Annotated in this window: 22 protein-coding genes and 1 tRNA gene; 10 read left to right on the forward strand and 13 right to left on the reverse strand. The window is 71.8% G+C overall.

Annotated features, from left to right (window positions below; translation table 11 throughout):
• Window positions 1-106 precede the first annotated feature (106 nt).
• The gene (locus D9V36_RS26170) at window positions 107-1,408 is read right to left on the reverse strand and encodes an MFS transporter (protein WP_129295895.1); all 1,302 of its coding nucleotides are present in this window, start codon (window positions 1,406-1,408) and stop codon (window positions 107-109) included.
• Between the two features lie 363 nt (window positions 1,409-1,771).
• Window positions 1,772-3,283 (reverse strand): potassium/proton antiporter, encoded by a 1,512-nt coding sequence (locus tag D9V36_RS26175; protein ID WP_129295896.1) that lies wholly within the window; start codon window positions 3,281-3,283, stop codon window positions 1,772-1,774.
• 183 nt (window positions 3,284-3,466) lie between these two features.
• Here D9V36_RS26175 and D9V36_RS26180 point away from each other — a divergent pair, with 183 nt between their 5' ends.
• On the forward strand, window positions 3,467-6,190 hold the full coding sequence (locus D9V36_RS26180; RefSeq protein WP_129295897.1) for a penicillin acylase family protein: 2,724 nt from the start codon (window positions 3,467-3,469) through the stop codon (window positions 6,188-6,190).
• Between the two features lie 216 nt (window positions 6,191-6,406).
• Here D9V36_RS26180 and D9V36_RS26185 read toward each other — a convergent pair whose 3' ends face one another.
• The gene (locus D9V36_RS26185; protein WP_129295898.1) at window positions 6,407-7,090 is read right to left on the reverse strand and encodes a 5-formyltetrahydrofolate cyclo-ligase; all 684 of its coding nucleotides are present in this window, start codon (window positions 7,088-7,090) and stop codon (window positions 6,407-6,409) included.
• An 81-nt stretch (window positions 7,091-7,171) separates the two neighbouring features.
• Between D9V36_RS26185 and galU the strand changes: the two genes are divergently transcribed.
• The 8 genes from galU (at window position 7,172) to D9V36_RS26225 (ending at window position 13,692) form a co-directional block, all read left to right on the forward strand.
• Complete coding sequence (gene galU / locus D9V36_RS26190; protein WP_129295899.1) at window positions 7,172-8,074, forward strand: UTP--glucose-1-phosphate uridylyltransferase GalU; 903 nt, start codon at window positions 7,172-7,174, stop codon at window positions 8,072-8,074.
• 4 nt (window positions 8,075-8,078) lie between these two features.
• Complete coding sequence (gene glp, locus D9V36_RS26195; protein ID WP_129295900.1) at window positions 8,079-9,395, forward strand: molybdotransferase-like divisome protein Glp; 1,317 nt, start codon at window positions 8,079-8,081, stop codon at window positions 9,393-9,395.
• Window positions 9,396-9,455: 60 nt separating this feature from the next.
• On the forward strand, window positions 9,456-9,938 hold the full coding sequence (gene moaC, locus D9V36_RS26200) for a cyclic pyranopterin monophosphate synthase MoaC (RefSeq protein WP_129295901.1): 483 nt from the start codon (window positions 9,456-9,458) through the stop codon (window positions 9,936-9,938).
• Entirely contained in the window at window positions 9,935-10,438 is a 504-nt protein-coding gene (locus tag D9V36_RS26205) for a MogA/MoaB family molybdenum cofactor biosynthesis protein (protein ID WP_129295902.1), read from the forward strand. The genes moaC and D9V36_RS26205 overlap by 4 nt, the downstream gene beginning before the upstream one ends.
• Before the next feature lie 14 nt (window positions 10,439-10,452).
• Entirely contained in the window at window positions 10,453-11,067 is a 615-nt protein-coding gene (locus tag D9V36_RS26210) for a GNAT family N-acetyltransferase (protein WP_129295903.1), read from the forward strand.
• A 151-nt stretch (window positions 11,068-11,218) separates the two neighbouring features.
• Window positions 11,219-12,271, forward strand: a complete 1,053-nt coding sequence (sepX, locus tag D9V36_RS26215) for a divisome protein SepX/GlpR (RefSeq protein WP_129295904.1) — start codon at window positions 11,219-11,221, stop codon at window positions 12,269-12,271.
• A 75-nt stretch (window positions 12,272-12,346) separates the two neighbouring features.
• A tRNA-Ala gene (locus tag D9V36_RS26220) sits at window positions 12,347-12,419 on the forward strand.
• Between the two features lie 520 nt (window positions 12,420-12,939).
• Window positions 12,940-13,692, forward strand: a complete 753-nt coding sequence (locus D9V36_RS26225) for a hypothetical protein (protein WP_129295905.1) — start codon at window positions 12,940-12,942, stop codon at window positions 13,690-13,692.
• 510 nt (window positions 13,693-14,202) lie between these two features.
• Here D9V36_RS26225 and D9V36_RS26230 read toward each other — a convergent pair.
• The 10 genes from D9V36_RS26230 to D9V36_RS26275 all read right to left on the reverse strand — a co-directional run bounded on the left by D9V36_RS26230 (window position 14,203) and on the right by D9V36_RS26275 (window position 25,783).
• Window positions 14,203-17,739, reverse strand: coding sequence for a HelD family protein (locus D9V36_RS26230; protein WP_206739732.1), 3,537 nt, complete (start codon window positions 17,737-17,739; stop codon window positions 14,203-14,205).
• Window positions 17,740-17,939: 200 nt separating this feature from the next.
• A complete protein-coding gene (locus D9V36_RS26235; RefSeq protein ID WP_129295907.1) occupies window positions 17,940-18,779 on the reverse strand; it encodes an alpha/beta fold hydrolase in 840 nt (279 codons plus the stop codon).
• On the reverse strand, window positions 18,776-19,207 hold the full coding sequence (locus D9V36_RS26240) for a helix-turn-helix domain-containing protein (RefSeq protein WP_129295908.1): 432 nt from the start codon (window positions 19,205-19,207) through the stop codon (window positions 18,776-18,778). The genes D9V36_RS26235 and D9V36_RS26240 overlap by 4 nt, the downstream gene beginning before the upstream one ends.
• Before the next feature lie 109 nt (window positions 19,208-19,316).
• Window positions 19,317-19,850, reverse strand: coding sequence for a M23 family metallopeptidase (locus tag D9V36_RS26245; protein ID WP_241721044.1), 534 nt, complete (start codon window positions 19,848-19,850; stop codon window positions 19,317-19,319).
• Window positions 19,851-20,033: 183 nt separating this feature from the next.
• Window positions 20,034-21,302 (reverse strand): glycosyltransferase, encoded by a 1,269-nt coding sequence (locus tag D9V36_RS26250; protein WP_129295910.1) that lies wholly within the window; start codon window positions 21,300-21,302, stop codon window positions 20,034-20,036.
• Between the two features lie 185 nt (window positions 21,303-21,487).
• Complete coding sequence (locus D9V36_RS26255) at window positions 21,488-22,267, reverse strand: MerR family transcriptional regulator (protein WP_129295911.1); 780 nt, start codon at window positions 22,265-22,267, stop codon at window positions 21,488-21,490.
• Window positions 22,268-22,553: 286 nt separating this feature from the next.
• The gene (locus D9V36_RS26260) at window positions 22,554-22,949 is read right to left on the reverse strand and encodes a GntR family transcriptional regulator (RefSeq protein ID WP_129295912.1); all 396 of its coding nucleotides are present in this window, start codon (window positions 22,947-22,949) and stop codon (window positions 22,554-22,556) included.
• Window positions 22,950-23,181: 232 nt separating this feature from the next.
• The gene (locus D9V36_RS26265; protein WP_431357762.1) at window positions 23,182-24,114 is read right to left on the reverse strand and encodes an ABC transporter permease subunit; all 933 of its coding nucleotides are present in this window, start codon (window positions 24,112-24,114) and stop codon (window positions 23,182-23,184) included.
• Window positions 24,115-24,230: 116 nt separating this feature from the next.
• Window positions 24,231-25,160, reverse strand: coding sequence for an ABC transporter ATP-binding protein (locus tag D9V36_RS26270; protein ID WP_129295914.1), 930 nt, complete (start codon window positions 25,158-25,160; stop codon window positions 24,231-24,233).
• Between the two features lie 134 nt (window positions 25,161-25,294).
• Window positions 25,295-25,783 (reverse strand): GNAT family N-acetyltransferase, encoded by a 489-nt coding sequence (locus tag D9V36_RS26275; RefSeq protein ID WP_129295915.1) that lies wholly within the window; start codon window positions 25,781-25,783, stop codon window positions 25,295-25,297.
• A 135-nt stretch (window positions 25,784-25,918) separates the two neighbouring features.
• Between D9V36_RS26275 and D9V36_RS26280 the strand changes: the two genes are divergently transcribed.
• A complete protein-coding gene (locus tag D9V36_RS26280; RefSeq protein ID WP_129295916.1) occupies window positions 25,919-26,722 on the forward strand; it encodes an exodeoxyribonuclease III in 804 nt (267 codons plus the stop codon).
• The last annotated feature ends 87 nt before the right edge of the window (window positions 26,723-26,809 follow it).

The raw sequence follows: 26,809 nt of genomic DNA on the forward strand, positions 1-26,809 counted from the left end.
TGAGTGCTAACGACGCTCCATATTGCAGTATTCCCGCCTGTCAGTCCACCGTGGGCCGCCGTACGGTGACCGACTCCACGTTCCGTCAGGCCTCCGACAGGGGCCGTCAGACGTGCGCCAGCTCTCGCTCCCGGTCCTCGGAAACGGCTGTGACCTGCGCGTTCGCATCGGCCGCTGGGGTGCCCGCGGCCTTGGCCGGCGAGCGGGGGAGCAGATGGGCGCGGAGCGTCAGCAGCACCGTCAGGGCCAGTGCCGTACCGGCCAGCGGCACCAGGAATCCGGTGCTCGGCCCGAAGCCGTCCGCGAGCTGTCCCGCGGAGGTGGCCGCGGCCGCCTGGCCCAGCGCGACCGCGCCGGTCAGCCAGGTGAAGGCCTCGGTACGGGCGGCGGCCGGCACCAGCGACTCGACCAGCGTGTAGCCGGTGATCAGGGCCGGTGCGATGCACAGGCCGACGACCAGGCCGACCGCGCCGAGCAGCGGCACCGCGGTCACCGCCCACAACGGGGTGGTGGCCAGTGCCAGCAGCCCGTAGGCGACCAGCAGACGGCGCCGCGGGCCGATCTTCCAGGTGATCGCGCCACAGGCGATACCGGCGAGCATGTTGCCGCCCGCGAAGATCCCGTAGAGCACACCGTTGATGCCGGGCTGGCCGATGTGCTGGGTGAAGGCGGTCAGCGAGACCTGCATTCCGCCGAAGACGGCGCCGATGCCGAGGAACGCCACGATCAGGACGCGTATGCCGGGCACCGACAGCGCCGAGACGCGGGGCCGGTCGCCGGCCTGCGGACGGTGCACCGGGGGCTGGCTGCGCCGCTGGGAGGCGAACAGCAGCCCGCCGGCCAGCGTCAGCGCGGCCTCGGCGACCAGACCGGCCGCCGGGTGGATACCGGTGCACAGCGCGGTCGCCAGCACCGGGCCGACGACGAAGGTGAACTCGTCGGTCACCGACTCGAAGGCGGCGGCGGTCGGCATCAGCGGGCTGCCGCCGAGCCGGGAGGCCCAGCGGGCCCGCACCATCGGGCCGACCTGCGGTGTCGAGGCGCCCGTGGGGACGGCCACCGCGATCAGCGTCCACAGGGGGGCGTGGGCGAGGGCGAGGGTGATCAGTGCGGCGACGCCGGCGACGTGCACCAGTACGCCGGGGATCAGCACCGCGCGCTGGCCGAAGCGGTCGGCGAGCTTGCCGCTCTGCGGGGCGAACAGGGCCATCGCGACGCCGGTGGTCGCGGACACCGCGCCCGCGGTGCCGTACGAGCCGGTGGTGGACTGGACGAGCAGCACGATGCCGATCGTCAGCATGGCGAAGGGCTGCCGGGCCAGAAAGCCGGGCAGCAGGAATGTCCATGCACCAGGGGTGCGGAGCAGTGGTCCGTATCCGGAACGGGAATCCTTGACCGCGGATGCCACGGCCGGGCCTTTCTGCCGCCTGGTAGCGCGCCACCCGCGAGGTCGTCACGGGTACGCGCCGAGAGCTGTCCTCTCGCGCAGGACCGAGTGATACCGCGTGGTCCGCACCGAGAGGGTGGCTGCGTGTGGCAGGAGGACCGCGGCCGCCGAGCGGTCGCGCCAGCTCTGCATCAGGCAGAGTTGGTTCGTCGATGTGCCTTTTCATCTTACAGGCCGCAGCGCGTGAAGCCCTGGGATTGGCCAGGGCTTCACGCGAATTTCCTTGGGATCCGTGGAGATGTGCGCCACATTTCCCGCTTGGTGGAGTGTGCTCCGTGGAGTGCGGGCCGCGCCGTGGCGTCCTCGCCAAGGGCCGCGGCGGCCTCAGTGGTGCCGGTGTCCGCCCGGCCCGCCCGTCCCCAGCCAGCCGGCCAGCTTGCCGCCCTGGGAGACCGCCTGCAGCCGCCGCTCGGCCGCGTCGCGTACCGGGTCGGTGGCCACCACCAGCAGCTCGTCGCCGCGCCGCAGCACGGTCGAGGGCGAGGGCACGAAGCTGGAGCCGTCCCGGACGACGAGGGTGACCGCGGCGCCCGCGGGCATCCGCAGCTCACCGACCTCGACGCCGTGCATACGGGAGGCCGGGCCGATCGAGGTGGACAGCAGATGGCCGCGCAGCCGTTCCAGGGGAGCGGACTCGATGCCCAGGTCGGCGGCCTCCTCGTCGTCGCCCAGCCGCAGCCGCCTGGCGAGCCAGGGCAGCGTCGGCCCCTGGATCAGGGTGTAGACGACGACCAGGACGAAGACGATGTTGAAGACCCGGTCGCTGCCGGGAACGTCGCTCACCATCGGGATCGTGGCCAGCACGATCGGCACCGCGCCGCGCAGTCCGGCCCAGGACAGCAGGGTCTTCTCCGGCCAGGGCACCCGGAACGGCAGCAGCGCCACAACGACGGACATCGGCCTGGCCACGAGCGTGAGGATCATGCCGATCAGCAGCGCGGGAACGAAGTCGTCCAGCAGGTTGTGCGGGGTGACCAGCAGGCCGAGCAGTACGAACATCCCGATCTGGCCGATCCAGCCGAGGCCTTCGGCGAAGCCGCGGGTGGCCGGGGCGTGCGGCAGCTTGGCGTTGCCGAGGATCACCGCGGCCAGATAGACGGCGAGGAAGCCCGAGCCGTGTGCCAGCGCACCGGCCGCGTAGGCGGAGACCGCGATGGCCATGACCGCGATCGGGTACAGGCCGGACGCGGGCAGCGCCACGTGCCGCAGGCCGTAGGCGCCGAGCCAGCCGATGGCCAGTCCGAGCGCGGCGCCGATCGCCAGTTCCAGGGCGATCTCGCCGAGCAGGAGGTACCAGTGCTCGACCGGTCCCGCGGTGGAGAAGGCGACGACGAGGATGACCACGGGGGCGTCGTTGAGGCCGGATTCGGCTTCGAGCACCCCGGTCAGGCGGGCCGGCAGCGGCACGCTGCGCAGTACGGAGAAGACGGCCGCGGCATCCGTGGACGAGACCACGGCGCCGATCAGCAGCGCCTGCCGCCAGTCGAGCCCGGCCAGGTAGTGCGCTCCGGCCGCGGTGACCCCCACGCTCACCGCGACGCCGACCGTCGACAGCGACACCGCCCGGGGCAGCGCCGGCCTGATCTCTTTCCACTTGGTGCCCAGACCGCCCTCGGCGAGGATCACGACCAGCGCGGTATAGCCGAGGAGTTGGGTCAGCTCGGCATTGTCGAAGACGACACCGCCCAGGCCGTCCTGGCCTATGGCGATGCCTATCCCCAGGTAGATGAGCAGGCTGGGGAGCCCGCTGCGCGAGGAGAGCCGTACCGCGGCAACCGCGATGAGCAGTACGAGCGAGCAGAACAGCAGGAGTTCGTTGAGGTGGTCGACAGACAGGAGCTGGTCCTTCCTCGCACGGGTTACCGGAGGGGTCTTTCCTTACCGTATCTAGTTACTGAGGCTAACAATTTACCATTACTTGAAGGTTGGAGGTGCTGGCGATGACTCCGCGTAGGGGTAGCCGGACCCGTGCGCCTATGGTTGCTCCAGCACTCCCACCCTGCCCCTCGAAGGACCGAGATGCCCGCCAACAAGTCCGGCCCAGTCCCCAGGAAAAAGAAGGGGCGGCGCGGCCGCCTCGTCGCGATCACGGTCGTGCTGCTGCTCGTGGCGGGCATCGGCTTCGGCGCGTTCTGGGGGGTCAGTACCGTCCGCGCTTCGTTCCCGCAGACCACCGGCTCGCTCAAACTCCCGGGCCTGACCAACCCGGTGGATGTCGTCCGCGACGGCAACGGCATTCCGCAGATCTACGCCGACACCGACGAAGACCTCTTCCGCGCCCAGGGGTACGTCCAGGCCCAGGACCGCTTCTGGGAGATGGACGTACGGCGCCACATGACCTCCGGCCGGCTCTCGGAGATGTTCGGCAAGAGCGAGGTCAAGACCGACTCGTTCCTGCGCACCCTCGGCTGGCACGACGTGGCGCAGAAGGAGTACGACACCAAGCTGTCGCCCAGCACCAAGAAGTACCTCCAGTCCTACTCCGCCGGCGTCAACGCCTACCTCAAGGACCACGAGGGTTCGGCGGTGTCCCTGGAGTACGCGGCGCTGGACTTCCATAACGACTACAAGCCCCAGAAGTGGACGCCGGTCGACTCGGTGGCCTGGCTCAAGGCGATGGCCTGGGACCTCCGCGGCAACATGCAGGAGGAGATCGACCGCTCCCTGATGACCAGCCGCTTCACCCCGGAGCAGATCTCCCGGCTCTACCCGGCGTACCCGTACAAGCGGAACAAGCCGATCGTCGAGGGCGGTGCGGTCGACCCCGCCACCAAGAAGTTCTCCCCCAAGGCTTCGGCGAACGCCACTCCCGCCACCGCCGCGGGCGCGACCGCGGGCCTGCAGTCGCAGCTGTCCTCGCTGTCCAAGACCCTCGGCAAGGTCCCGGCGCTGCTCGGCCCCAACGGCAACGGCATCGGCTCCAACTCCTGGGTCGTCTCCGGTGCGCACACCACCACCGGCAAACCGCTGCTCGCCAACGATCCGCACCTGGCGCCGCAGATGCCCTCGCTCTGGTACCAGATGGGCCTGCACTGCCGTAACACCGGCCCCAAGTGCAACTACGACGTCTCCGGGTTCACCTTCTCCGGTATGCCCGGCGTCGTCATCGGCCACAACCAGGACATCTCCTGGGGCATGACCAACCTCGGTGCCGACGTCACCGACCTCTACCTGGAGAAGGTCAACGCCGACGGCTACCTCTTCGACAACAAGCAGCAGCCCTTCATAACCCGCAAGGAGACCATCAAGGTCGCCGACGGGGAGAGCCGCGAGATCACCGTCCGGTCCACCAGGAACGGGCCGATCGTCTCCGACCGCGACGGCGAACTGGCCAATGTCGGCAAGGACGCCCCGGTCGGCACCACCGCACCGGACCGCGGGGACGGCTACGCCGTATCGCTGCGCTGGACCGCGCTGGACCCCGGCAAGTCCATGGACGCCGTCTTCGAACTGAACCGCGCCAAGGACTGGACCGGCTTCCGCAAGGCCGCCGCGCACTTCGAGGTGCCGTCCCAGAACCTGATCTACGCCGACACCAAGGGCAACATCGGCTACCAGGCGCCGGGCCGGATCCCGGTCCGCGGCAAGGGTGACGGCCACTACGACGGCACCCTCCCGGCGCCCGGCTGGGACCCGAAGTACCAGTGGACCGGCTACATCCCGCAGAAGGCGCTGCCGTACGAGTACAACCCCCAGCGCGGCTTCATCGTCACCGCCAACCAGGCCGTCACGGACGAGAAGTACCCCTACCTCCTCACCAAGGACTGGGGCTACGGCTCCCGCAGCCAGCGGATCAACGACCTGATCGAGTCGAAGATCAAGGACGGCGGCAAGGTCTCCACCGACGATATGCAGGCCTTCCAGAAGGACAACAGCAGCGAGATCGCCCGGCTGCTGACGCCGTACCTCACGAAGATCGACATCAAGGACAAGTACGTCCGCGACGCCCAGCAGCTGCTGGAGGGCTGGGACTTCACCCAGGAGCCCGACTCCGCCGCGGCCGCCTACTTCAACGCGGTCTGGCGCAACACCCTCAAGCTCGCCTTCGGCAACAAGATGCCCAAGGAACTGCGCCCCGAGGGACAGTGCCTGACCGTCCGCCCGGCGAACGAGACCGGCCCCGCCGACGAGAACGACAAGTACCTCCGCGAATGCGGCGAACGGGCCGGCGACACCGCCCAGCCCGACGGCGGCGACCGCTGGTACGAGGTCGTCCGGGGCATCCTCGACGACCCGAACAACGCCTGGTGGAAGACCGAGGACCGGCCGGGCCGTCCCGGCGACAAGAACCGCGACCAGCTCCTGGCGCACGCCATGGCGGACGCGCGCTACGAACTGACCTCCAAGCTGGGCAAGAACATCGACACCTGGAGCTGGGGCCGCCTGCACCAGATGTACCTGAAGAACCAGACCCTGGGCACCGACGGACCCGGCATGCTGCAGGGCCTGTTCAACCGCGGGCCCTGGAACGTCGGCGGCGGTGAGGCCGCGGTCGACGCCACCGGCTGGAACGCCGCCAGCGGCTACAAGGTCACCTGGGTCCCGTCGATGCGGATGGTGGTCAACCTCGCCGACCTCGACAAGTCCCGCTGGATCAACCTCACCGGCGCCTCGGGGCACGCGTACGACGCCCACTACTACGACCAGACGGACAAGTGGGCCAAGGGCGACCTGCTGCCCTGGGCGTACAGCCAGACCGCCGTCAAGAAGGCGGCCAAGGACACGCTGACCCTGTCGCCGTAGGGGCTCTGCCCCTGGGGGCGGGCGGGGTTCCCGCCGCCACCTGGTGATCGCTGCGCCGTCGGGCGGGCCGGAAGGACTTCCGGCCCGCCCGGTGTCTTTGCGGCGCCGTTCCGGGCGCGCCGCCCGGCCCGCCGGCGTACACGGCCCCGCGCTCGCACCCGGCCCGCGCTCGCACCCGGCCCGCCGCCGTATCCGCCGCGCCGTATCCGTTCCGCCTCAGCCCTCCGTACGGCCCCCCGGCGCCGTGAACCGGTGCACCGCCGACGGGGTCACCGCGGCATGCACATGCCGGTCGTGCGGTTCGGCGGGCACCTCGGCCAGCACCTCCGCGTCATAGAGCAGCACCGCCAGCGACGCCCGCGCACCGGCCCGCTCCAGCCGGGCCAGCACCCGGTCGTAGGAGCCGCCGCCGCGCCCCAGCCGCAGCCCGCCACGGTCCACCGCGAGCCCCGGCAGCAGCACCACATCCGCCTGGGTGACGGCCTCGGGGCCCAGCCGGGCTCCGTCCGGTTCCAGCAGCCCCCGGCCGGCCCGTACGAGCCGTTCGGCGCCCTCGTAGCGCGCCCAGTCCAGATCGTTGTCCGGCAGCAGGACGGGCAGCAGCACCCGCACCCCGGCCGCCCGCAGCCGGTCCAGCAGGGCGCGGGTGGAGGGCTCGCCGCCTATCGACACATAGGCGGCCACGGTGGGCGGGCGGCCGGGGCCCCCAGGGCCGCCGGGACCGCCGTGGTTGCCGGGCCCGCCGGGGCGCGCGCCGGCGGCCCCGGCCAACTCGTCCAGCTCCAGTGTCCGCCGGGCCAGCGCCTCGCCCGCCACGGCGACGACATCCGGCGTCAACGCTCTCCTCACCTCCAGGAGATGCCGCCGCAACCTGCGCTTTCTACCGTCGTCAACGCTCACTGTGTGCCCTTGCTCCCGCTCTCTTGCGCTTTTCGCCAGACCCTCATCATCGTTCCGATAGAGCCGGTTATGGTGGCGCGCATGACCCCATCGCACACACGGATCAGCAAGGCTGTCATCCCCGCGGCCGGCCTCGGTACCCGGTTTCTCCCCGCCACCAAGGCCACACCCAAGGAGATGCTCCCGGTCGTCGACAAGCCCGCCATCCAGTACGTGGTGGAGGAGGCGGCCGCCGCCGGACTCTCCGACGTGCTGATGGTGACCGGACGCAACAAGCGCCCGCTGGAGGACCACTTCGACCGCAATTACGAGCTCGAAGAGGCCCTGCACCGCAAGGGCGACGAGTCCCGGCTCGCCAAGGTGCAGGAGTCCAGCGACCTGGCGACCATGCACTACGTACGGCAGGGCGACCCCAGGGGCCTGGGCCACGCGGTGCTGTGTGCCGCGCCGCACGTGGGCGACCAGCCCTTCGCGGTCCTCCTCGGTGACGACCTGATCGACCCCCGTGACCCGCTGCTGGCGCGCATGGTCGAGATACAGGAGCAGTACGGCGGCTCCGTGATCGCCCTCATGGAGGTCGACCCGGCGCAGATCCACCTCTACGGCTGCGCCGCCGCCGCGCCCACCGGCGACGACGATGTCGTGGCCGTCTCCGACCTGGTCGAGAAGCCCGACCCGGCCGAGGCCCCCAGCAACCTCGCCATCATCGGCCGTTACGTCCTCGACCCGGCCGTCTTCGAGGTGCTGCGCAAGACCGCCCCGGGCCGCGGCGGTGAGATCCAGCTCACCGACGCCCTCCAGGCGCTGGCCGCCGACCCCGCCCTGGGCGGCCCGGTGCACGGCGTGGTCTTCAAGGGCCGCCGCTATGACACCGGCGACCGGGGCGACTATCTGCGTGCCATTGTCCGACTGGCATGCGAACGTGAGGACCTGGGCCCGGACTTCCGGTCCTGGCTTCGCAGTTACGTCACCGAGGAGATGTGAGACGTTGAACCACGCCACCGGCCGGACCCGCCACCAGGACCGTGTCTGGTCGGTGGCCGAGCACCTCGACGACGTCCTGGCGAAGATCGCCCCGCTGGACCCGATCGAGCTGCAGCTCCTCGAAGCCCAGGGCTGTGTCCTGGTCGAGGACATCACGGTCCCCGTCGCCCTGCCGCCCTTCGACAACAGCTCCATGGACGGCTACGCGGTCCGCGCCGCCGATGTCGCGGGCGCCACACAAGAGGCACCGGTCACCCTCACCGTCCTCGGCGATGTCGCGGCGGGCAGCGGCGCACTGCCCGAGATCGGCCCCGGCCAGGCCGCCCGCATCATGACCGGCGCCCCGCTGCCGCCCGGCGCCGAGGCCGTCGTCCCCGTCGAATGGACCGACGGCGGCACGGGCGAGGGGCCGGCCGTCACGATGCGCGCCCACAGCGCCGCCCCCCAGGACGCCGCGGGCGAGGTCCGCGTCCACCGCCCGGCCGCCGCCGGCGCCCATATCCGCACCCGCGGCAGCGATGCCGCCGAAGGCGAGCCGGCCCTGCGGGCGGGCACGGTCCTCGGCCCCTCCCAGATCGGCCTGCTCGCCGCCATCGGCCGCGGCACGGTCACGGTCTGCCCCCGCCCCCGGGTCGTGGTGCTGTCGACCGGCAGTGAACTGGTCCAGCCCGGCGAGGCGTTGGGCCCCGGGCAGATCCACGACTCCAACAGCTTCCAGCTCACCGCCGCCGCCCGCGCCGCCGGTGCCATCCCCTACCGCGTCGGCGCCGTCGCGGACGACGCCGACACCCTCCGCTCCACCCTGGAGGACCAGCTCATCCGGGCCGATCTCCTGGTCACCAGCGGCGGCGTCAGCGTCGGCGCGTACGACGTGGTCAAGGAGACCCTGACCGCCCTGTCCGCCGACGACGGCACGGTCGAGTTCCGCACGCTCGCCATGCAGCCGGGCAAACCCCAGGGCTTCGGCCTCATCGGCCCCGACCGCACCCCGCTCCTCGCGCTGCCCGGCAACCCCGTCAGCTCGTACGTCTCCTTCGAGCTGTTCGTCCGGCCCGCCATCCGGGCCCTGATGGGGCTGCCCGAGGTGCACCGCCCGGTCACCCCCGCCCGGTGCACCGACGCCATCGCCTCCTCCCCCAAGGGGAAGCGCCAGTTCCTGCGCGGTGCCTACGACGCCGACGCCGGCACGGTCACCCCCGTCGGCGGCGCCGGCTCCCACCTGATCAAGGCCATGGCGCACGCCAACGCCCTGATCATCGTCCCCGAAGACACCACCGAGGTCGCCGCGGGCTCGGACGTGGACATCGTCCTGCTCGGATAGCCCGCTGCCGCCGGGGGTACGGTGTCGTCCCACAGGCGGCAGTTTGGTACCGGGAGAACGATGAGCAGCGGCCAGCAACACCTCACCCATCTCGACGCGGCGGGCGCGGCGCGGATGGTCGACGTCTCCGCGAAGGACGTCACCGCCCGCACCGCCGCCGCCCGCGGCCGCGTCCTGGTCTCCTCGCAGGTCATCGAGCTGCTGCGGGGCGAGGGCATGCCCAAGGGAGACGCCCTGGCCACCGCCCGGATCGCCGGCATCATGGGCGCCAAGCGCACCCCCGAGCTGATCCCGCTGTGCCACCCGCTGGCCGTCTCCGGCGTCACGGTGGACCTCTCCCTCACCGACGACGCCGTCGAGATCACGGCCACCGTCAAGACCACCGACCGCACGGGCGTCGAGATGGAGGCCCTGACCGCCGTCTCGGTCGCCGCGCTCACCGTCGTCGACATGGTCAAGGCCGTCGACAAGGCAGCGGTGATCTCCGACATCCGTGTGGAGGAGAAGACCGGCGGCAAGTCCGGCGACTGGAGCCGGTCATGAGCCCCGCCCGCGCCCTGGTCGTCACCGCCTCCAACCGCGCCGCGGCCGGTATCTACCCCGACAAGGGCGGCCCGCTGCTCGCCGAGGGCCTGGCCGCCATGGGCTTCGAGGTCGACGGCCCGCAGGTGGTGCCCGACGGCGAACCGGTGGAAGCCGCCCTGCGTGGCGCCGTCGCCGCCGCCCGCTACGCCGTCGTCCTCACCACCGGCGGTACGGGCCTGTCGCCCACCGACCGCACCCCCGAGGCCACCCGCCGGGTCCTGGACTACGAGATCCCCGGCATCCCCGAGGCGATCCGCGCCGCCGGCCGTACGAAGGTCCCCACCGCCGCGCTCTCCCGGGGACTGGCGGGCGTCGCAGGCACCACCCTGATCGTCAACCTCCCCGGCTCGTCCGGCGGGGTCCGCGACGGCCTCGCCGTCCTCACCGACCTGCTGCCGCACGCCGTCGACCAGATCCGCGGCGGCGACCACCCCAGGCCTTCCGGGAGCCCGAGCTGAACGCGCCCTGGCCGGTGGTCCTCACGGACGGTGAGGTGACCCTCCGCCCGATAAAGATGCGCGACCAACGGGCCTGGCGCGAGGTCAACCGCCGTAACCGCGACTGGTTGCGCCCCTGGGAGGCGACCGTCCCGCCGCCCCCGCCCGGCCTCGTCCCGCCGCACCGCCCCACGTACCGTCAGATGGTCCGCCACCTCCGCGCCGAGGCGCACGCGGGCCGGATGCTGCCGTTCGTCGTCGAGTACCGCGGCCGGCTCGTCGGCCAGCTGACGGTCGCGGGCATCACCTGGGGCTCCATGTGCTCCGGCCATATCGGCTACTGGGTCGACCGGGAAGTCGCCGGCCGCGGTGTCATCCCGACCGCCGTGGCGCTCGCCGCCGACCACTGTTTCCGGTCCGTGGGACTGCACCGCATCGAGATCTGTATTCGCCCGGAGAACGTCCCCAGCCGCCGGGTGGTCGAAAAGCTCGGCTTTCGTGAAGAGGGCACCCGCCCGCGCTACCTCCACATCGACGGTGCCTGGCGCGACCACCTGGTCTTCGCCCTCACCGCGGAAGAAGTGCCCGAAGGCCTGCTCAGCCGCTGGCGCAGGCAGAAGCCCAGCACTCCCGGCACACCCCACAAATAAAATAAATGTTCGAATCTATTCCCTGATTGACCGGATCGGCGGGGACACTGATCTCTACCATCACAAAAAAGTTCGAGATATCAGCCAGATCGTGCGACACACCGGCCCAATTGGCGGATGGCCCCCTGCAAACCCCTCTACCGTGTGAGTTGTGAGAAGCAGCGGCCTCATCTACGCAGTCATCGTCGGGGCCTGGGCTGCCTATTTGGTGCCGATGTGGCTCCGTAGGCAGGACGAGCTCAACGAGGCCCGTCCGACCGAGCGCTTCAGCACCGCCATCCGGCTGCTGTCCGGACGGGCGGCGATGCAGCGCCGTTACGACAAGGCACACGGGGAGCACCCCGCCGACGATGCGGGCGACGACGTGGACCCGGACGCCCCGGCCGGCGAGGCCGGCGCCCGGGCCTTCGGCGACCCCGCCGCGGCCGACCAGGCCGAGGCTCCCCACACCCGGGTGCAGGCCGCCCCGCCGCGCCCCTCCGCCGCCGAGCGGACCAAGCGCGCCAAGGTCCTCGCCCGCCGCCGGCGCACCACCACCCTCCTCTTCCTCGCCTTCACCGCGGGCGCCATCGTCGCCGCGGTCGGCGGCCTCCCCTTCCTCTGGGCCCCCGCCCTGCCCGCCCTCCTGCTGACCGCGTACATCATTTACCTGCGCGTCCAGGAGCGGCGGCGCTTCACCTTCACCATGGACCGGCGCAAGGCGGAGGCCGCGGCCCAGCGCCTGCGGGAAGGACGCCGGTCCCGCCCTCGGCAGGCGGCCGACCAGCCGCCCGCCGCCGACCACCCGGCCGACGTCCGCGCTGACACCCCGCCCGACGCCGCCCCGGAGCCGCCCCGCCCCGCGACCCCCGCGCACACCGCGGGCCGCCGCGCCCTGGTCGAGGAGACCGACCACGCCGAGTGGGTGGACCAGCAGCGCGAACGCGAACGCCCGCGCCCCGCCGCCGCCGACAGCTGGGACCCGGTCCCGGTCCCCCTCCCCACCTACGTCACCGCGCCGGTCGCCCCCCGCGCCACCAGCCACGTCGACCTGGACGCCGAGGACGCCTGGAGCTCCGCCCGCTCCAGCGCCGCCCCCGACCACCCCCAGGCCGACACCCCCTCCCAGGACCGCCCCACCCACCCCGGCCGCCGCACCCGCGGCCGCACCCCCCTCTTCGACCAGTACGAGAACGAGGACCGCCCGCGCGCGGCGAACGAGTGACGGCCCTCCGCTGACCAGCACCGCAAGCGATTTCCGAGCACCGCGATCGAGATGCTAGAGTTTCACTCGTCGCAAGGGCCTGTGGCGCAGCTGGTAGCGCACCTCGTTCGCAACGAGGGGGTCAGGGGTTCGAATCCCCTCAGGTCCACAGCGCGTCAAAGCCCCCGCCGGGGATATCCGGTGGGGGCTTTTTCCTGTCGTGCGGCATCGAGGGGCAGTGGCTGCGCGGGATCAGCTGACGGCCGAAGATGCTCACCCGGCTTCCGCGGTGCCTTCCGCGTCGGCTCCGGCGGCACGTGCGGGTGGATCTCCGTGGTTACCGCGATCTTGCCGTGACGGAGGAGCTGCAGGGCGGTCCCGGGCGCGCGTCGAGCTGCGTGAGGCCGGCACGGTGACCGGAGGTGCCGTGGCCGGGGCCGCCGCTTTTGGTGCCGGCCGGCGGTGATCTCGGCCGACGGGTGAGGTGTGCGTCCGAGTCCCCGGCATCCGGGGCCGGGGCCGCGCCGGAGCCCCTGCCCGCGTACGGTCAACAACCTCCCTCTGCCAACGGGCCGTTGCTATTGTCGGGCGAAGCCGGATTCAGGGAAGGCCAGGGGAGTGTCGTCCACGACGTCCGTCGATCCGGGGGGACTGCGCGCCGCTCGTGCGGAGGACCGATTTCCGAAGACATGACGGACAAGAAGCACAAGGCGATCAGCGCCACCAAGGAAGTCGCGGCGTCACTGCGGGGCTGGTCGCTGTCGCAGGCTTTGCATGCCAATGCCGACAGTTGGCAGCTATCTCTCGACGGTATGCGCAGCCGCGCCGGGACTGGTGCCGCCAATCTGCGGACCTGTGCCGACGGGCACGACTGGAACGACAGGGGGAACATCGGTACCCCCAAGCGATCCTTCCGGATCACGTCCGCTCTGCCCGTCTGCCTGATTTCCCTGGCCCTCCTTTTCACTGGAGCCTGCATGTCCGCGCCCCCGAGCGACGATGTCAACAAGCCACTGCCACGCAAAAGCCGACAGGACGCGCTGGCCTGGGCCAAGCAGTACACCTCGACGATGGCTCACTACGCCGGGGTGACGTTCGGCCATCAATTCGGCCCCCGGGAGAACTTCACGGACTGCGTCGGAAAGCACGATGAGGTAGCCGACGACGGCAGGTACCAACTCGCCTACACGGTGTACGCCAAGCTCCACCGGGACCAGCACATCGCCGCGGCCCGTAAGTTGCGTACGGCGCTGAAGGAACATGGGGTGGAGATCAGCGACTTCACCGAACGCCCGGAAAAGCCCGAGGTCATCATGTATGCCCGACACCCTCGCGAGAAGTTCTTCGTGGTGGCGGACACGGTCAAGCCCCCGGACACCTTCCGCCTGGAGGTCAGCACCCCCTGCTTCCTGCCGCCCGGTGCCAAACAGCAGCAGTTCTGACTTGGCGTCGCTATGGTTCTGGCGGCCGTCGTCCTGCCGACTCACGTTCGGGACCTAGCCACACGGCTGACACGTCACAGGCGCAGCCCCGGCCCCCGTAGGACACGGTTCACGGTAGGTGGCTCAGCGCTGGTGGGTTCGTCCGGCGGTTCTCTGGCCGTGGAGGCGTTGAAACACGCACTGAATATCCGCCACGGAGTGAGAGAAGGAAATGGAAAAAGGGCATAAAACCCTCCTTGTGATTGCTGTTTTCGTGGCGCTCCTTGTTGCGGTGGGCATTTGGCAGTGGATGTGGCTCATGGGTGATCTGGATAAACCCATGAACTGGAATTACTGAAAAGGCGATCTGCCAAGACCACCTTGTCATGGCGGCATCTTCCATCTCCACGTACCAACGCGGGAGACAGCGCCGAGCTACTGGTCCGACAACGAAGGGCTCCCGGGCCCGGTGTTGGGGGGCAGGTCGATGCGCCCAGCTGCGCGGATTGGCTTGGGGGCAGGGTGGCTGTGTTACTTCCGGCCGGGGAGGAGGGCGGACTCCGGGCTGTCGCCGCCCCAGCTGTCCGGGGTGCGCCAGAGGACGTGGACGTGGAAGACGTCGTGGATGGTGTCGGCGGACCAGTCCTCCGTGGGGGGTTCGGAGAGGACCAGGTGGAGGCTGTCGGCCGGGGTGGGCAGGGTGTGGTTGATCTCCAGGAGGCGGGTCGCTCCCGAGCGGAGGTCTTCGTAGGTGGAGCGGCCGGCGCCCAGGACCTCGTAGAGGAACAGGCCGTTGTCAGTGGGGCAGCTGACGTCGACGAGCGGGGAGTCGGTCGGCTGGAGGTCTGCCCAGAGCAGGGCGGACTTCAGGGCGTGGCGCACCGACTCGTGTTTCTTGCAGGTGCGGTCGGCGGCGGCCGAGGTCTCCAGTGCGCGCAGGAATCCCTCCTTCGTGGTCACGGCCGGTGCGGTGGGAACTTCTGCGACGGTGGGCACGGGGGCGGGTTCCTTCTGGTCGGGCTGAGGCACGGGGATGACGGGGGCGGCGGGGGTGCTTTCGGAGCCCGAGCCGGTGGCGGGCTCGGCGGCGAGGCGGGTCCGGAGTGTGTTTGCGGCTTCGGTCAGGGCCTGGGTCCAGCCGGAGTGCGTGAGGTCGTGCCGCAGCCGGCCGGTGTCCAGGGTGTTGTCCTTGAGTGCGCGGTGGGCGCCCGCCATGAGGTCGCGCAGCACGCCCAGACGGTTTCTGTCCGGGGAACCGAGCACGCGCCGTACGTCCACCCAGTCCGCCTGGTCGCGGCGGAGGACGCGGTGGGCCATGCCCTGCAGATCGGACAGCCGGCTGCGGGCGTCCGGGGGGACGTTTCCGTCGCCGGTCAGCAGCTCGCCGAGGACGTCGAGTGCCGCCACGTAGCGTTCCGCCATCGTGGGGGAGAGGGGCCTGCGGCCGCGCTGGTCGGTGGTGAGCACGCTCTGGTTGGTCTCGTTGGCGAAGACCCAGCAGTCCAGGTTCTCGCCTCGACGCGGGGGAGCGGAGCCGTGCCGGACGGTCAGGACGAGTGGGCGGTCGATCTCGGGGTCCAGCGCTTTGACCTTGTAGCGGCCGCCCGGCCCGGGGCCGATGACCCGTACGCGGATGTCGGTACCGATCTGGGGGATGCCGCCTTGAGCTGTGCCGGATTCGGATTCGGATTCGGCCTCGGCGGTTCCAATGGGTTCGGTGGGTTCGGTGGCCTTGGCAGATTCGGGTGGTTCGGTGGGTTCGGTGGGTTCGAGGGTGCCCTCGGTGTCCGCGTCGAGGGTGGCGTCGGGGGGCGTCAGGATGTCCGGGAGGGCGGAGGTGTGGAGCACCGTCAGGCTCTGGGTGCTGCGGGTGAGGGCGATGTAGAGCTGGCGTTGGCCGGCCGGGCCGCGGTCGGCGATGGTGGCGGGCTCGACGACCAGTACGTGGTCGTACTCCATGCCCTTGGTCTGTGCGGCGGCCAGGACGGAGACCGTCTCGCGGCTTTGTCCGGTGAGGCCGGCGCGCTCGTCGAGATGGCGGCTGATCTCGTCGAGCCAGCCCGAGTCGTCCGGGACGATGACGGCCACGGAACGCGGGGTGTTCCCGTCGCTGGTGCCCACCAGGCGGGTGACCTGGGCGGCGGTGTCGTCCAGGAGCTTCCACGGCTCGGTGGCCAGGGTCCGTACGGCACCGTCGCCCGCCTCGCGCACGGCCTGCGGGTAGGGCAGGGCCGGGGCGACCGCACGGGCGAGGGGCGCCACGAACTCCATGATCTCCGCGGGCACGCGGTAGCTGGTGGTCAGCTCGGCGACACGCCAGTCCCCGTGGTCGGACAGCAGGGTGCCGAGGCGGTCCCAGCTGGTGTGGGTGTGGGGGCCGGTGGCCTGGGCGAGGTCACCGAGGACCGTCATGGAGCCGCCTACCGCGCAACGGCGGCGCAGTGCGTGGGCCTGCATGGGGGTGAGGTCCTGCGCCTCGTCGACGACGATGTGTCCGTAGCGCCTCGGGATCTCCCCGGAGATGAGGAACCGGAGTTCTTCCAGGCAGACATGGTCGTCGAGGGTCCATGGGTCGGCATCGGCGGTGGCGGCCCGGGGGCGGTGCAGGGCCGCCTGTTCGTCGTCGTCGAGGAGGCCGGCGGCGCAGGTGGCGAGGAGGTCGGCCGAGTCGTAGAGAGTGCGCAGTGCCTCCCTGGCGCCCGGCGAGGGCCAGATGCGGTCCACGAGCCGTTCGACCCGGCGGTTGCGTTCCAGGTCGCGGCGGATCGTACCGCCCTGTCCGCGGCGCGGGGCGATGGCGGCGAGTTCCTGCAGCAGGCGGTCGACGAAGAGGCTGCGGAAGCGTTCGCGGCGCTCACGGTAGGCGCCGTCGCCGCCCCGCGCCTCGTCGAGAAGGGCGAGGACTTCGCTTCGCGGGACGCGCAGGGTCGTGCTGCCGGCGGTGACGACGACCGCGGGCTCGTCGCCCTCGAAGGAGGGGGCGGTGGTGAGGTCGTCGAGGACGTCGGGCCGGCAGTCGTTCTCGACCCGGCGCCGCAGGACGGCCGCCATGCGCTCGTCCGACTTCACCAGCCGCGCCCGCGGGGTGTCGGTGCCGAGGATCTCGCCGTCCCACAGGCGGGTCAGCTGGACGGCGTTGACGTCCCGCGTCCCGAGGGTGGGCAGGACCTGTCCGACGTAATCCAGGAACCGCTGGTGGGGGCCGATGACGAGGATGTCCTGGGCCTTGAAGTGCTCGTTGTTGACGAGCCAGGTGACGCGGTGCAGACCGACCGCGGACTTGCCGGTGCCCGGACCGCCCTGCACCACGAGGATGTCGGAGGGGGAGCCCGTGACCAGGTCCATCTGGTCCCGGCGGATGGTTTCGACGATGTCCCGCATACGGCCGCTGCGTGACCGCTGGAGCTCCTGCAGCAGGAAGTCGTCCGGCTGGAGCGTCTTACGGCGCCGGCGGCGGGCGGCATCTCCGGGAGCGCGGGACGGCGGATGGTCCTTCCCGGGCGCCGCGACGGGGGCCTCGGGCGTGGCCGCCGGCCGGGAGCTGTCCGCGGCCGGTCGCGGCGCCGGGACGGGCGTGGGTGTGGTGGGTGAGGTGGGTAATACGGGGGCCGCGGGAGCTGGGGGAGTTGCCCTGGCGATCTCGTCGAAGTAGCCCTTGACCACACGCTGCACACAGCGCAACTGCCGTCGCAGGCTCACCTCCCCGGGCGCCTCGGGCCGCGCCTCCAGCCACCTCTTCGCCAGCGGGCTGGTCCACAGCAGGACCACCGGATCGTTCACGGCGTCGCGTACGCCTCGTCGCCCGATGTACCAGGGGCGGTGCTCGCCGCCCGGCTCCTCCGGTGCGTCGACGCGGGAGAAGACCAGCGACTCGTCGCCGAGTCCGTCGTATGCCTCGGCCCGCGCCTCCGCCTCGATCCGGTTGGCGATGCTGTCCTTGCCGCTCGCCGACGCCGTGGCGGCCGACGCCCCGCTCATCTGGGCCAGCCGCGCGCGGTAGCAGTCGTAGGCGTGGTCCACCGCCTTCTGTTCGACGGCGATGACCTCGTCGCGTGTGGTGGCGCTCATGTACATCCTCCCTGCGGCGTCCACGGATGCCGCTACGGGCCTGCGCCCGTACCCCGTTCACATAACTATCAGAGAAGGGATGGTGACGAATGGTCATCGGGTCAGTTCCTCCGGGCACCGCTCCGCCGACCACCGCTCCGCCGGCCACCGCTCCGCCGGGCGCTGCGGCGAAGCCGGCCGGAGGAGCGGTGCCAGGAGGGTCAGTCGCGGAGGAAGGCCAGGACGGAGGCGGTCTGGCCGAGGAGTGCGTGACCGGCCTCGGGCAGGAGGGTCACGGTCGCGTGCGGGACGCAATCGTGCATGCGCCGGGCGGTTCGGGCCGAGTCGAACATGGCGTCGCGGGCGCCGGCCGTCACCAGCACCGGCATGGTCAGGCGGCGCAACGCGCTGTCGGGGAACACGGGAAGCCGCTCCGTGCGCGGCTTGAAGTGCTTGAAGGTCAGCATCACGTGGTCGAGGAGGTGCCGGGTCTGCGGCGTGTCCAGGCCCGTTGCGGCTCGCGCCGACCGGAGCGCGCCCCAGCGTCCGAAGGGGCGCAGGAGCAGGAACGTGAACACCACGCCCATCTTCTGCCTCCCCACGCCGCCGGGGCACAGCAGGCCCAGGCGGGTCACCCGCTCCGGCCGGCGGGTGGCGTAGTCCAGCGCCAGCCAGCCGCCGAGTGACATCCCGACGATCGCGGTGTCCGTGATGCCGAGCCCCTTCAGTACGTCGTCCAGCCACCGCGCGAGGGCATCGGAGGCGAGGGGCGGGCGGGACGGTGCGCTCCTGCCGGGCTCGCCGATGACGTCGACGGCGTAGGTGCGGAAATGCCGGGACCAGGCGGCGATGTCGTCCTGCCACACCGCCGCGTTCGCCCCGCTGCCGTGCAGCAGCAGGAGGGGCGGGGCGTCCTCGGGGCCGGAGGCGATGACGAAGGTCTCGCCCTCGCGGGTCGGTAACCGGAGGTGCTCGGCGGGGACCGGCCAGGATTGCAGCGCCTCCTGATAGCGCCGCCGGATCTCGTGCGCACCGGCCTCGGACTGGTAAATCGTGCTCACGACGAGAGCACCCCCTCCACGTAGTCGAGCAGCCGGGCGGTGGCTCCCAGGCCGCCCAGCACAATGATCTTCATCCGGGCCCGCTCCCGGTCGTAGGCCGTTTCGATCCGCAGTCGTTCGTCCCCGGGCCGGCCGTTGGTCGCCGAGCCCACCAGGAGGATGGTCAGGCGGTCGGCCGTCTCGGCGCTGACCCCGTCGATCTCCACGATGCTCGACACCTCGGAATGCCGCTGCCGCCGGTCCGTCTCTCCCGGGGGCGCCGGCACCGGACGGCCGGTGAACGCTTCCAGGTCCTCGTGCGCGATCCGGTACTGCTTGCCGATCCGGACCGCGGGGAGCCGCCCGTCCCGTACGTAGCCGCGGATGGTGCGTACGTGCAGGCCGAGGCGTTCGGCGACTTGCTCCACGGAGTAGAAGTGTTCGCTCACGAAAGTACCTTAACGTTCCCTGTGGGGTAATGGCATGGGGAAGGTTAGGGAAGGTTAGGGAAAGTTGGGGGGCTTGAGGGCGACGGGGGAGCGTAGAGGCGGGAGCGGGTCAGCGGGTGAAGGACCGCGAGGTGAGGCGGATGCCGTGTCTGGCCAGGTAGGTGAGGGGGTTGATGTCCGAGCCGTAGCGGCGGTTCTTGCGGACCTCTAGGTGGAGGTGGGGGCCGGTGACGCGGCCGGTGGCGCCGCTGTAGCCGAGGCGGGTGCGGGCGCGGACCTTCTGGCCGGGGCGGACGGTGATGCGCGAGAGGTGGCCGAAGAGGATGTAGCGGCCGTCGTTCATCCGGATCGTCACGGCCTTGCCGTAGTCGCCCGATCTCCTGGCGAGGACGACGGTGCCCGAACCCACGGATCTGACCCGGGTCCCGGAGCGGACGGCGAGGTCGATGCCGGTGTGGTGGCCGGCGCGCCAGTGGCCGCGGGCGCCGTAGGGCGAGCTGATGCGGTAGTGCGCGGTGGTGGGGTGGGTCCACTTGCCGGAGTGGGTGCCGGCGGCGGTGGGCGCGGCGGCGTGGGCCGCCTGGGAGGCCGTCAGCGCGAGGACACTGCCCATGGCCGACGTGGCTATGGCGTGGAGCAGCATTCTGCGGAGTGGGGGGCGGGTACGGAATGGGGTCATATGGCGAGCCCACGCCTTGTGACGGGTGGTCGCATCCCGGGGCGGGCCGCCGGGCCGCCGAACGGGTGGAGGTTGGCCGGGCGGGTGAGCCTCGTTGGGCCGGGCGGCCGGATAGGGATCGCGGGAGTACGGGGCGGGCGGGGCGCCTCAGACCCCCAGGCGTCCGACCGCCTTGAGGACCTGGCCCGCGCCGTCCTCGGCGGCGAGGCGGTGGGCGGCCTCGGCGGCGTGGTCGCGGCGGCCGGGGGCGGCGGTGGCCTGGGTGAGGGCGTGGGCCAGGCGGGCGACGGCGTGGTCGGCGGACAGCTCGGCGAAGGGGATCGGGGCGGTGGCCGCGCCCAGGGAGGCCAGGCGGGCGGCCCAGAAGGGCTGGTCGGCGGTGACCGGGACCGGGACGGTGGGGATGCCTGCGCGCAGCCCGGCGGCGGCGGTTCCGGCGCCGCAGTGGTGGACCACGGCAGCCATGCGGGGGAAGAGGAGGGCGTGCGGGACGTCGCCGATGGTGAGCAGGTCGTCGTGCCCGGGGGTGTGGCGGGTGGTCAGCCCGGCCCACCCGGACTGGAGGATGCCGCGGACCTTGGCGCGGCGCAGGGCGGCGGCCGCGAGGGCGCTCAGGCGCTCACCGTCGCCGCTCGCCATGCTGCCGAAGCCGATGAAGACCGGGGGCGGGCCCGCGGTGAGGAAGTCCTCGACGAGGGACGGGAGTTGAGCATCCGGTGCGTGCCAGGGCCACCAGTTGCCGACCACGTCCAGGCCGGTACGCCAGTCCGCGGGGCGGGGCACCAGTACCTCGCTGAAGCCGTGCAGGACCGGCCGGCCGGCAGCTTCGGCGCGGCGGCGGGCCGTGCGGGCGGTGGCGGGCGGCAGGCCGAGGCGGGCCCGGAGGTCGCGGGTCGCGTCCGCGTAGAGGCGGTCGATGACGCGGAGCGACAGGCGTCCTGCGGCGCGGTTGCCCCAACGGCCCAGCGAGCGGGCGCCGCTGACGACCGGGGCGAAGTCGCCGGTGGGCGCGCCGGGTACGAGGGGCAGGTCCAGGTACGGGATGTTCCTCGCCTCGGCGAGGTGGTGGCCGAGTGGCGCGGTGGTGGCGGAGAGCAGGAGGAGGCCGGTGTCCGGGTGGGCGGCCTCGGCGATTCCGCCGCCCAGTTCCTTGATGAAGGCGGCGGCCCGGCGCATGAGGGCACGTTTGCCGGCGGGGCGGGCGGGCCGCGCCGGTCCGGCGGCGTCCGGGCGGCGGGTGCGGGGGTCGGCCGGCAGACGGCGGAACTCCAGGCCGGCGGCTCGTACCAGGCCGGCGTAGGTGTCGTGCGTGGCCAGGGTGACCTCGTGCCCGGCCTCGCGGAGGCGGGCGCCCAGGCCGGTGTACGGGGCGACGTCGCCGTACGATCCGGCGGCGGTGATCAGGATGTTCGTCATGGGCGTCGGCCTTCTCGGGCGGGGAGGGAGTCAGGGGGTGGGGCTGCGGCACGGTGGGGCAGGGCAGGGCAGGGTGGTCCCGTAGGGGCAGGGCGGCGTGGCCCGGGTGCGCGGGGCAGACGGGAGTTCGGCGGCAGGCCCTGCGGGAGCCCGGAGGGGGAGCCCTAAGGGTCTCCAGGGATCCCTTAGGGCTCCGGTGACTGGCGTACCGCGTTGGCGTGCACGGCGGTGCGCACATACGCGGCGAGGCCGGGCCGCTGTTCGCCGGGCGGGACGACCAGGGCGAAGGCGCGGGGGTCGGCGGCGAAGTCGTCGGCGATCCGGCCGTGCATATCGGTGGGGCAGGGGGTGAACCAGCGGGTGATGTGCCGGCGCTGTTCCTCCGCGAGGTCCATGGCGCGTTCGCCGTCCGCGGGCTCCCCGGCGTCGAAGGCGGCGGTCAGCCGCCGGCGCCAGTCGGCGTGCTCGGCCATGAGGGTCGCCCAGTCCTCCTTGGAGTGCGCGGCGGCCCGCGCCATCGAGCGCTGGTGGCCTTCGAGGTGCTGCCCCTTCAGACGGGCCTCGGTGGCGTAGGTGAGGTCGAAGGTCACCTCGCCGAAGACCTCGAAGCGCTCCTCGGGGGTCAGCTGCACGCCGGTCTCCTGGACCTGCATGGCGTTCTCGGCGACCTCGACCAGCCGTTGCAGCTTGGCGATCTGGTCGTTGAGGCTGCGGTGCCGGGCGCGGAGGTGATCGAGGGCGTTGGCCTGCGGGTCCTCCAGGATGGTGGCGATCTCGTCGAGCGGGAAGCCCAGTTCCCGGTAGAAGAGGATCTGCTGCAGCCGGGCGAGGTCGGCATCGCTGTAGAGGCGGTAGCCGGCGGGGCTGCGGTCGCTGGGGGAGAGCAGGCCGGCCTTGTCGTAGTGGTGCAGGGTCCGCACCGTGATGCCCGCGAATCCCGAGACCTGCCCGACCGAATATCTCATCGCAGCGCCTTTCATCCCGCCTGGCCGGCCATCCCGTCCTTCCCGGTGGGGTGCCACCGGTGGCGGGCCGTGCCGTCCTTCAGGGTGGAACCTGACGTGGGGTGAGGGTCAAGCGGGGGCGGGGAAGAAGGCGGGCGGGGTGCGCGGGCGCGAGGACGGCAGGGGGACGGCAGGGATGCCGGCCGCTCGCCGGTCCCGCCCGGTTCACCGCCCGCCCGGCGCGGCCAGCCCGCCCGGTTCACCGCCCCCGGCCCGCCCGGTTCACTGCCCGCCCGGCCCGTCCGCCTCAGCTCTCCGGATACCGGTCCTGCAGCACCGAGTTCATCAGCGCCTGGACGTCCTCGCGGTCCAGCCCCTCCGCGCGGGCCCGGTCCACCCAGGAGCGGAGCTCTTCGCGCAGCAGGGCGTCCGCCGCGGACTCGGGGCGGGCGAGCGTACGGCTGACGAAGGTGCCGAGGCCGGGGCGCGGTTCGACCAGGCCCTCGCGTTCCAGCTCGCGGTAGGCCTTGAGGGTCGTGTTGGGGTTGACCTTGGTCGTGGCGGCGACCTGCGCGGCGGTGGGCAGCCGGTCGCCCTCCACCAGGATGCCCAACCGCAGTGCCTGCTGGACCTGTTGGACGATCTGGAGGTAGGTGGCGACGCCGCTGCGGCGGTCGATGCGGAATTCGACGACGCTCACCACCTCTCTGCTGCTTTCGCCGGTGCCGCCCCGCGGACCGCGATTGCCACCCTCATGGCCGCGGGTGCCGCTCTGTGGGCGGCGGGTGCCGCCCTGTGGGCCGCCGGGACCGTGCTGCCCGACCGCTTGATGATCGGCCCGGCCGTGCCGGGTGTCAAAGCGCCGCCCGGGGGATTCCCCGTACGCGGGGAAACCGCGGGCCGCCGCCCGAGCCGTCCGTCGTGCGCCGCGCCGTTCAGAGCGGCCGCCGGTGTGCCCGCCAGACGACGCACGCGAGGACCATGGCTGCCAGCGCCAGCAGAATCCCCGCGCCCAGCCACTGCATCCCCGCCATCTGTCCGTAGTCGAAGTACTGGGTCACCCGGCTCACGATGCCCAGCTTGGCCCGGCAGGCACCGGTGTCTCCGGTGGTGCAGGTGCCGAAGCCGTAGAGCCTGCCGTCCGCGGTGGACACCCAGTCGTCTATCCGTACGGAGGCGGCGGGCAGCGACGGGCCGTCGCCGCCGTACGGGTAGCTGACGCTGCGCAGCGTGCCGAGGAGGCCGGGCACCTTTTCGTCCCAGACCACGGTGGCGGCCACGGAGAGGACGAGGGTGGCCGCCATCGCCGCCGTCACCCGCTTGAACAGCATGCCGAGGGCGATACCGCAGGACGTCAGGAACAGGGCGGTGGCCACCGGCACCGGCCCGGTGGTGTCGAAGGCGCCGCTCTCCAGCCAGTCGCCGTCGGCGACCAGGGCGTGGGCCGGGGACCACAGCCAGGTGAAGGCGGCCGACAGCAGGGTCATGCACAGCACGACGAGGGCCAGCGGCAGGCCGAGCGTGGCGGCGAGCCAGCGGCCGCGGCTCGCGGACTGGGTGGTGACCAGCTTGAGGGTGCCGCGCTCCTGCTCGCCCGCGATCAGCGGTGCGCCGAGGAACAGGCCGGCGAGCAGGGGAAGGAGCCGCAGGAAGTGGACATCCCGGCTGAACATCGTGCCGAAGCTGCTCTGGAACTCCGTGGACACCCGGCTCCCGGCGCCCGCCGAGGCGCCCTTGGCGTGCAGGAAGTCCATCAGGCCGATGCGCTGGTAGGCGAAGGTGGCACAGCCCGCGACGGTGATCAGCAGGCCGGTGCGCAGCAGCGCGCGGTGCCGGCGCCAGACCAGCCAGGGCAGGCCGTGCAGCAGCCCGCGGCGGACCGCGGCCGCGGGACCGCTGCCCGCGTCCGTGCCCGTGCCCGTGTCGGCTTCCGCAGCCGTGCCCGCGTCCGTCCCGCCCGGTGTGACGGCGTTGCCGGTCCGGCTCATGCGGCGGCCCCGTGCGGTCCGCCGGTGCGGGCCTCGTCCGCGATCAGGGTGGGCGCGTCGGGCGAGCGCAGGTAGGCCAGCAGGACCTCCTCCAGGCTCGGCGTCAGCGAGTCCCAGCTGTCGGAGAGCGGGCCGTGCGGCCGGACCAGGGCGCTGAACTGCCGCCCGCTGATCCGGGACTCGACCACGGTGTGCTGCCGGCGCAGCTCCTCGGGCACCCCGCCGTCGTCACCGGCCACGCCCGTCACCAGCTGATGCGCGGGCACCAGTTCCTCGGTCTGGCCGGCCATCCGCAGCCGGCCCTCGGCGAGCACCAGGAGGTAGTCACACATGACCTCCATCTCGGCGAGCATGTGGGACGACATCAGGACCGTGGTGCCGTGCTCCGCGGCCTCGGCCATCAGCAGCCCCGACAGCTCGTGCCGGGCGAGCGGGTCGAGGTCGGACATCGGCTCGTCGAGCAGCAGCAGCTCGGGCCGCTTGCCGAAGGCGAGGGCGAAGGCGACGCGGGTGCGCTGGCCGCCGGAGAGGGTGCCGATCCGGGCGCCGAGCGGCACCTTCCCCGACCGTACGATCCGCTCGGCCAGTGCCTGGTCCCAGCGCGGGTTCAGCTCACGGCCCAGGCGCAGGGTCTCGGCCACGGTGAAGCGCGGGTAGAGCGGCTTGTCCTGCGCGAGGAAGGCGACCCGCTGCAGGACGGCGGGGTCGGAGACCGGGACGCCGAACAGCTTCAGGGTGCCGGTGGTCGGCTGGATCAGCCGGGTCGCGGTGCCCAGGAAGGTGCTCTTGCCCGCGCCGTTCGGTCCGACGAGTGCGCAGATGTGGCCGGCGGGAAGCCGGAAGGAGCAGTCACGCAGCGCCCAGCCGCGGCGGTACTTCTTCCCCAGACCTTCGGCCTCGATGGCCCATGGGCTCGGGTCGCTCACCCGGATCCCCCCTTTAGCTAGTTGATTAGTGGAATGAGTATGGAGAGCGGTCGGGAGGCGTGTCAACAAAAGTCAGGTCCCCGCCCGTGCCCAGGCGTGGGCGGGGAGGCCGGCGCGCGTCGGCCCGGTGTCCCTCAGAAGCGCTCCACCAGCGATTTCGTCATGCACCGGCTGTCCTCGTAGGCCCGGTACAGCCCGAACTTCTTCTCGGCCATCACATAGCCGCTGGAGGCGTACAGCTCCAGTGCCTCGGGCTGCTTGGTGCCGGTCTCCAGCACCATCCGGGTGCGCCCCGCGGCCCGCGCGTCCGCTTCCAGGGCGGCCAGGATCCGCCGGGCCAGCCCCCGCCCGCGCGCCTCCTGGAGCACGAACATCCGCTTGATCTCGGCGTCGCCCCTCTCGTACCCCTCCGCCGCGTCCTCCTGCAGCCGCCATCCTCCGGTGGCCAGCGGGCGGGTGCCGTCGTACGCGATCAGATACGTGCCGCGCGGCGGGAGGAACATCTCCGGGGCGAGCGGGGTGATGTCGCCGTCGTCGCCGTAGCGCCGGGCGTACTCCTGCTGCACCAGCGCGTCGAGGGCGACCGCGTCGGGGTGGTCGTAGCGGACGGGGCATATCTCCATTCCGGAAAGCGTACGGGTGAGCGGGCGGGCGGCGCGATCAGGATTCCGGGATGGGTATCGTGCCGGGTGCTCGCCGTGACCACCGTGAGGTGTGTGGGGCAGCCTCCTCCCGCCTGCGAAACCAAGGAGCATGTTGTGCTCACCGTGACCACCGTGAATGTGAACGGGCTGCGCGCCGCGGCCAAGAAGGGCTTTGTCCCGTGGCTGGCGGGGACCGCGGCCGATGTGCTCTGCCTGCAGGAGGTGCGGGCCGAGACCGCTCAGCTCCCGGAGGAGGTACGGGAGCCCGCGGGCTGGCACACCGTGCACGCCCCCGCGGCGGCCAAGGGCCGGGCCGGGGTCTCGCTCTACACCCGGCGGGAGCCGGAGCGGGTGCAGGTGGGTTTCGGATCGGCGGAATTCGACGACAGCGGGCGGTACGTCGAGGCGGACCTGCCCGGTGTGACCGTCGCCAGCCTCTACCTGCCCTCCGGCGAGGTCGGCACCGAGCGGCAGGACGAGAAGGAACGCTTTCTGGCGGAGTTCCTGCCCTACCTCGTCGGCCTGCGCAAACGGGCCGCGGCGGACGGCCGTGAGGTGGTGGTGTGCGGGGACTGGAACATCGCCCACCAGGAAGCCGACCTGAAGAACTGGAAGGCCAACCGGAAGAAGTCCGGCTTCCTCCCGGAGGAGCGCGCCTGGCTGACCGATGTCCTCGACGAGACCCGCGGCGGCTATGCGGACGTGGTCCGCGGCCTGCACCCGGACACCGAGGGCCCGTACTCGTGGTGGTCCTACCGGGGCCGCGCCTTCGACAACGACGCGGGGTGGCGCATCGACTACGCCATGGCCACGCCCGGTCTGGCGCGGTGCGCGGTGAAGGCGTACGTGGAGCGGGCGGCCAGTCATGACCAGCGGTGGTCCGATCATGCGCCGGTGACGGTCGTTTTCGATCGGTAGCGGGTCGGGGGATCGCCGGCCGGCCGGGGCAGCCGGGCCTGGACGGGACGAGCAGCGGGGGGAGGCGGCCTGGACGCCTTCGCGCAG

Origin of the sequence: Streptomyces lydicus, from assembly GCF_004125265.1 — a bacterium.
GTDB lineage: Bacteria > Actinomycetota > Actinomycetes > Streptomycetales > Streptomycetaceae > Streptomyces > Streptomyces lydicus_C.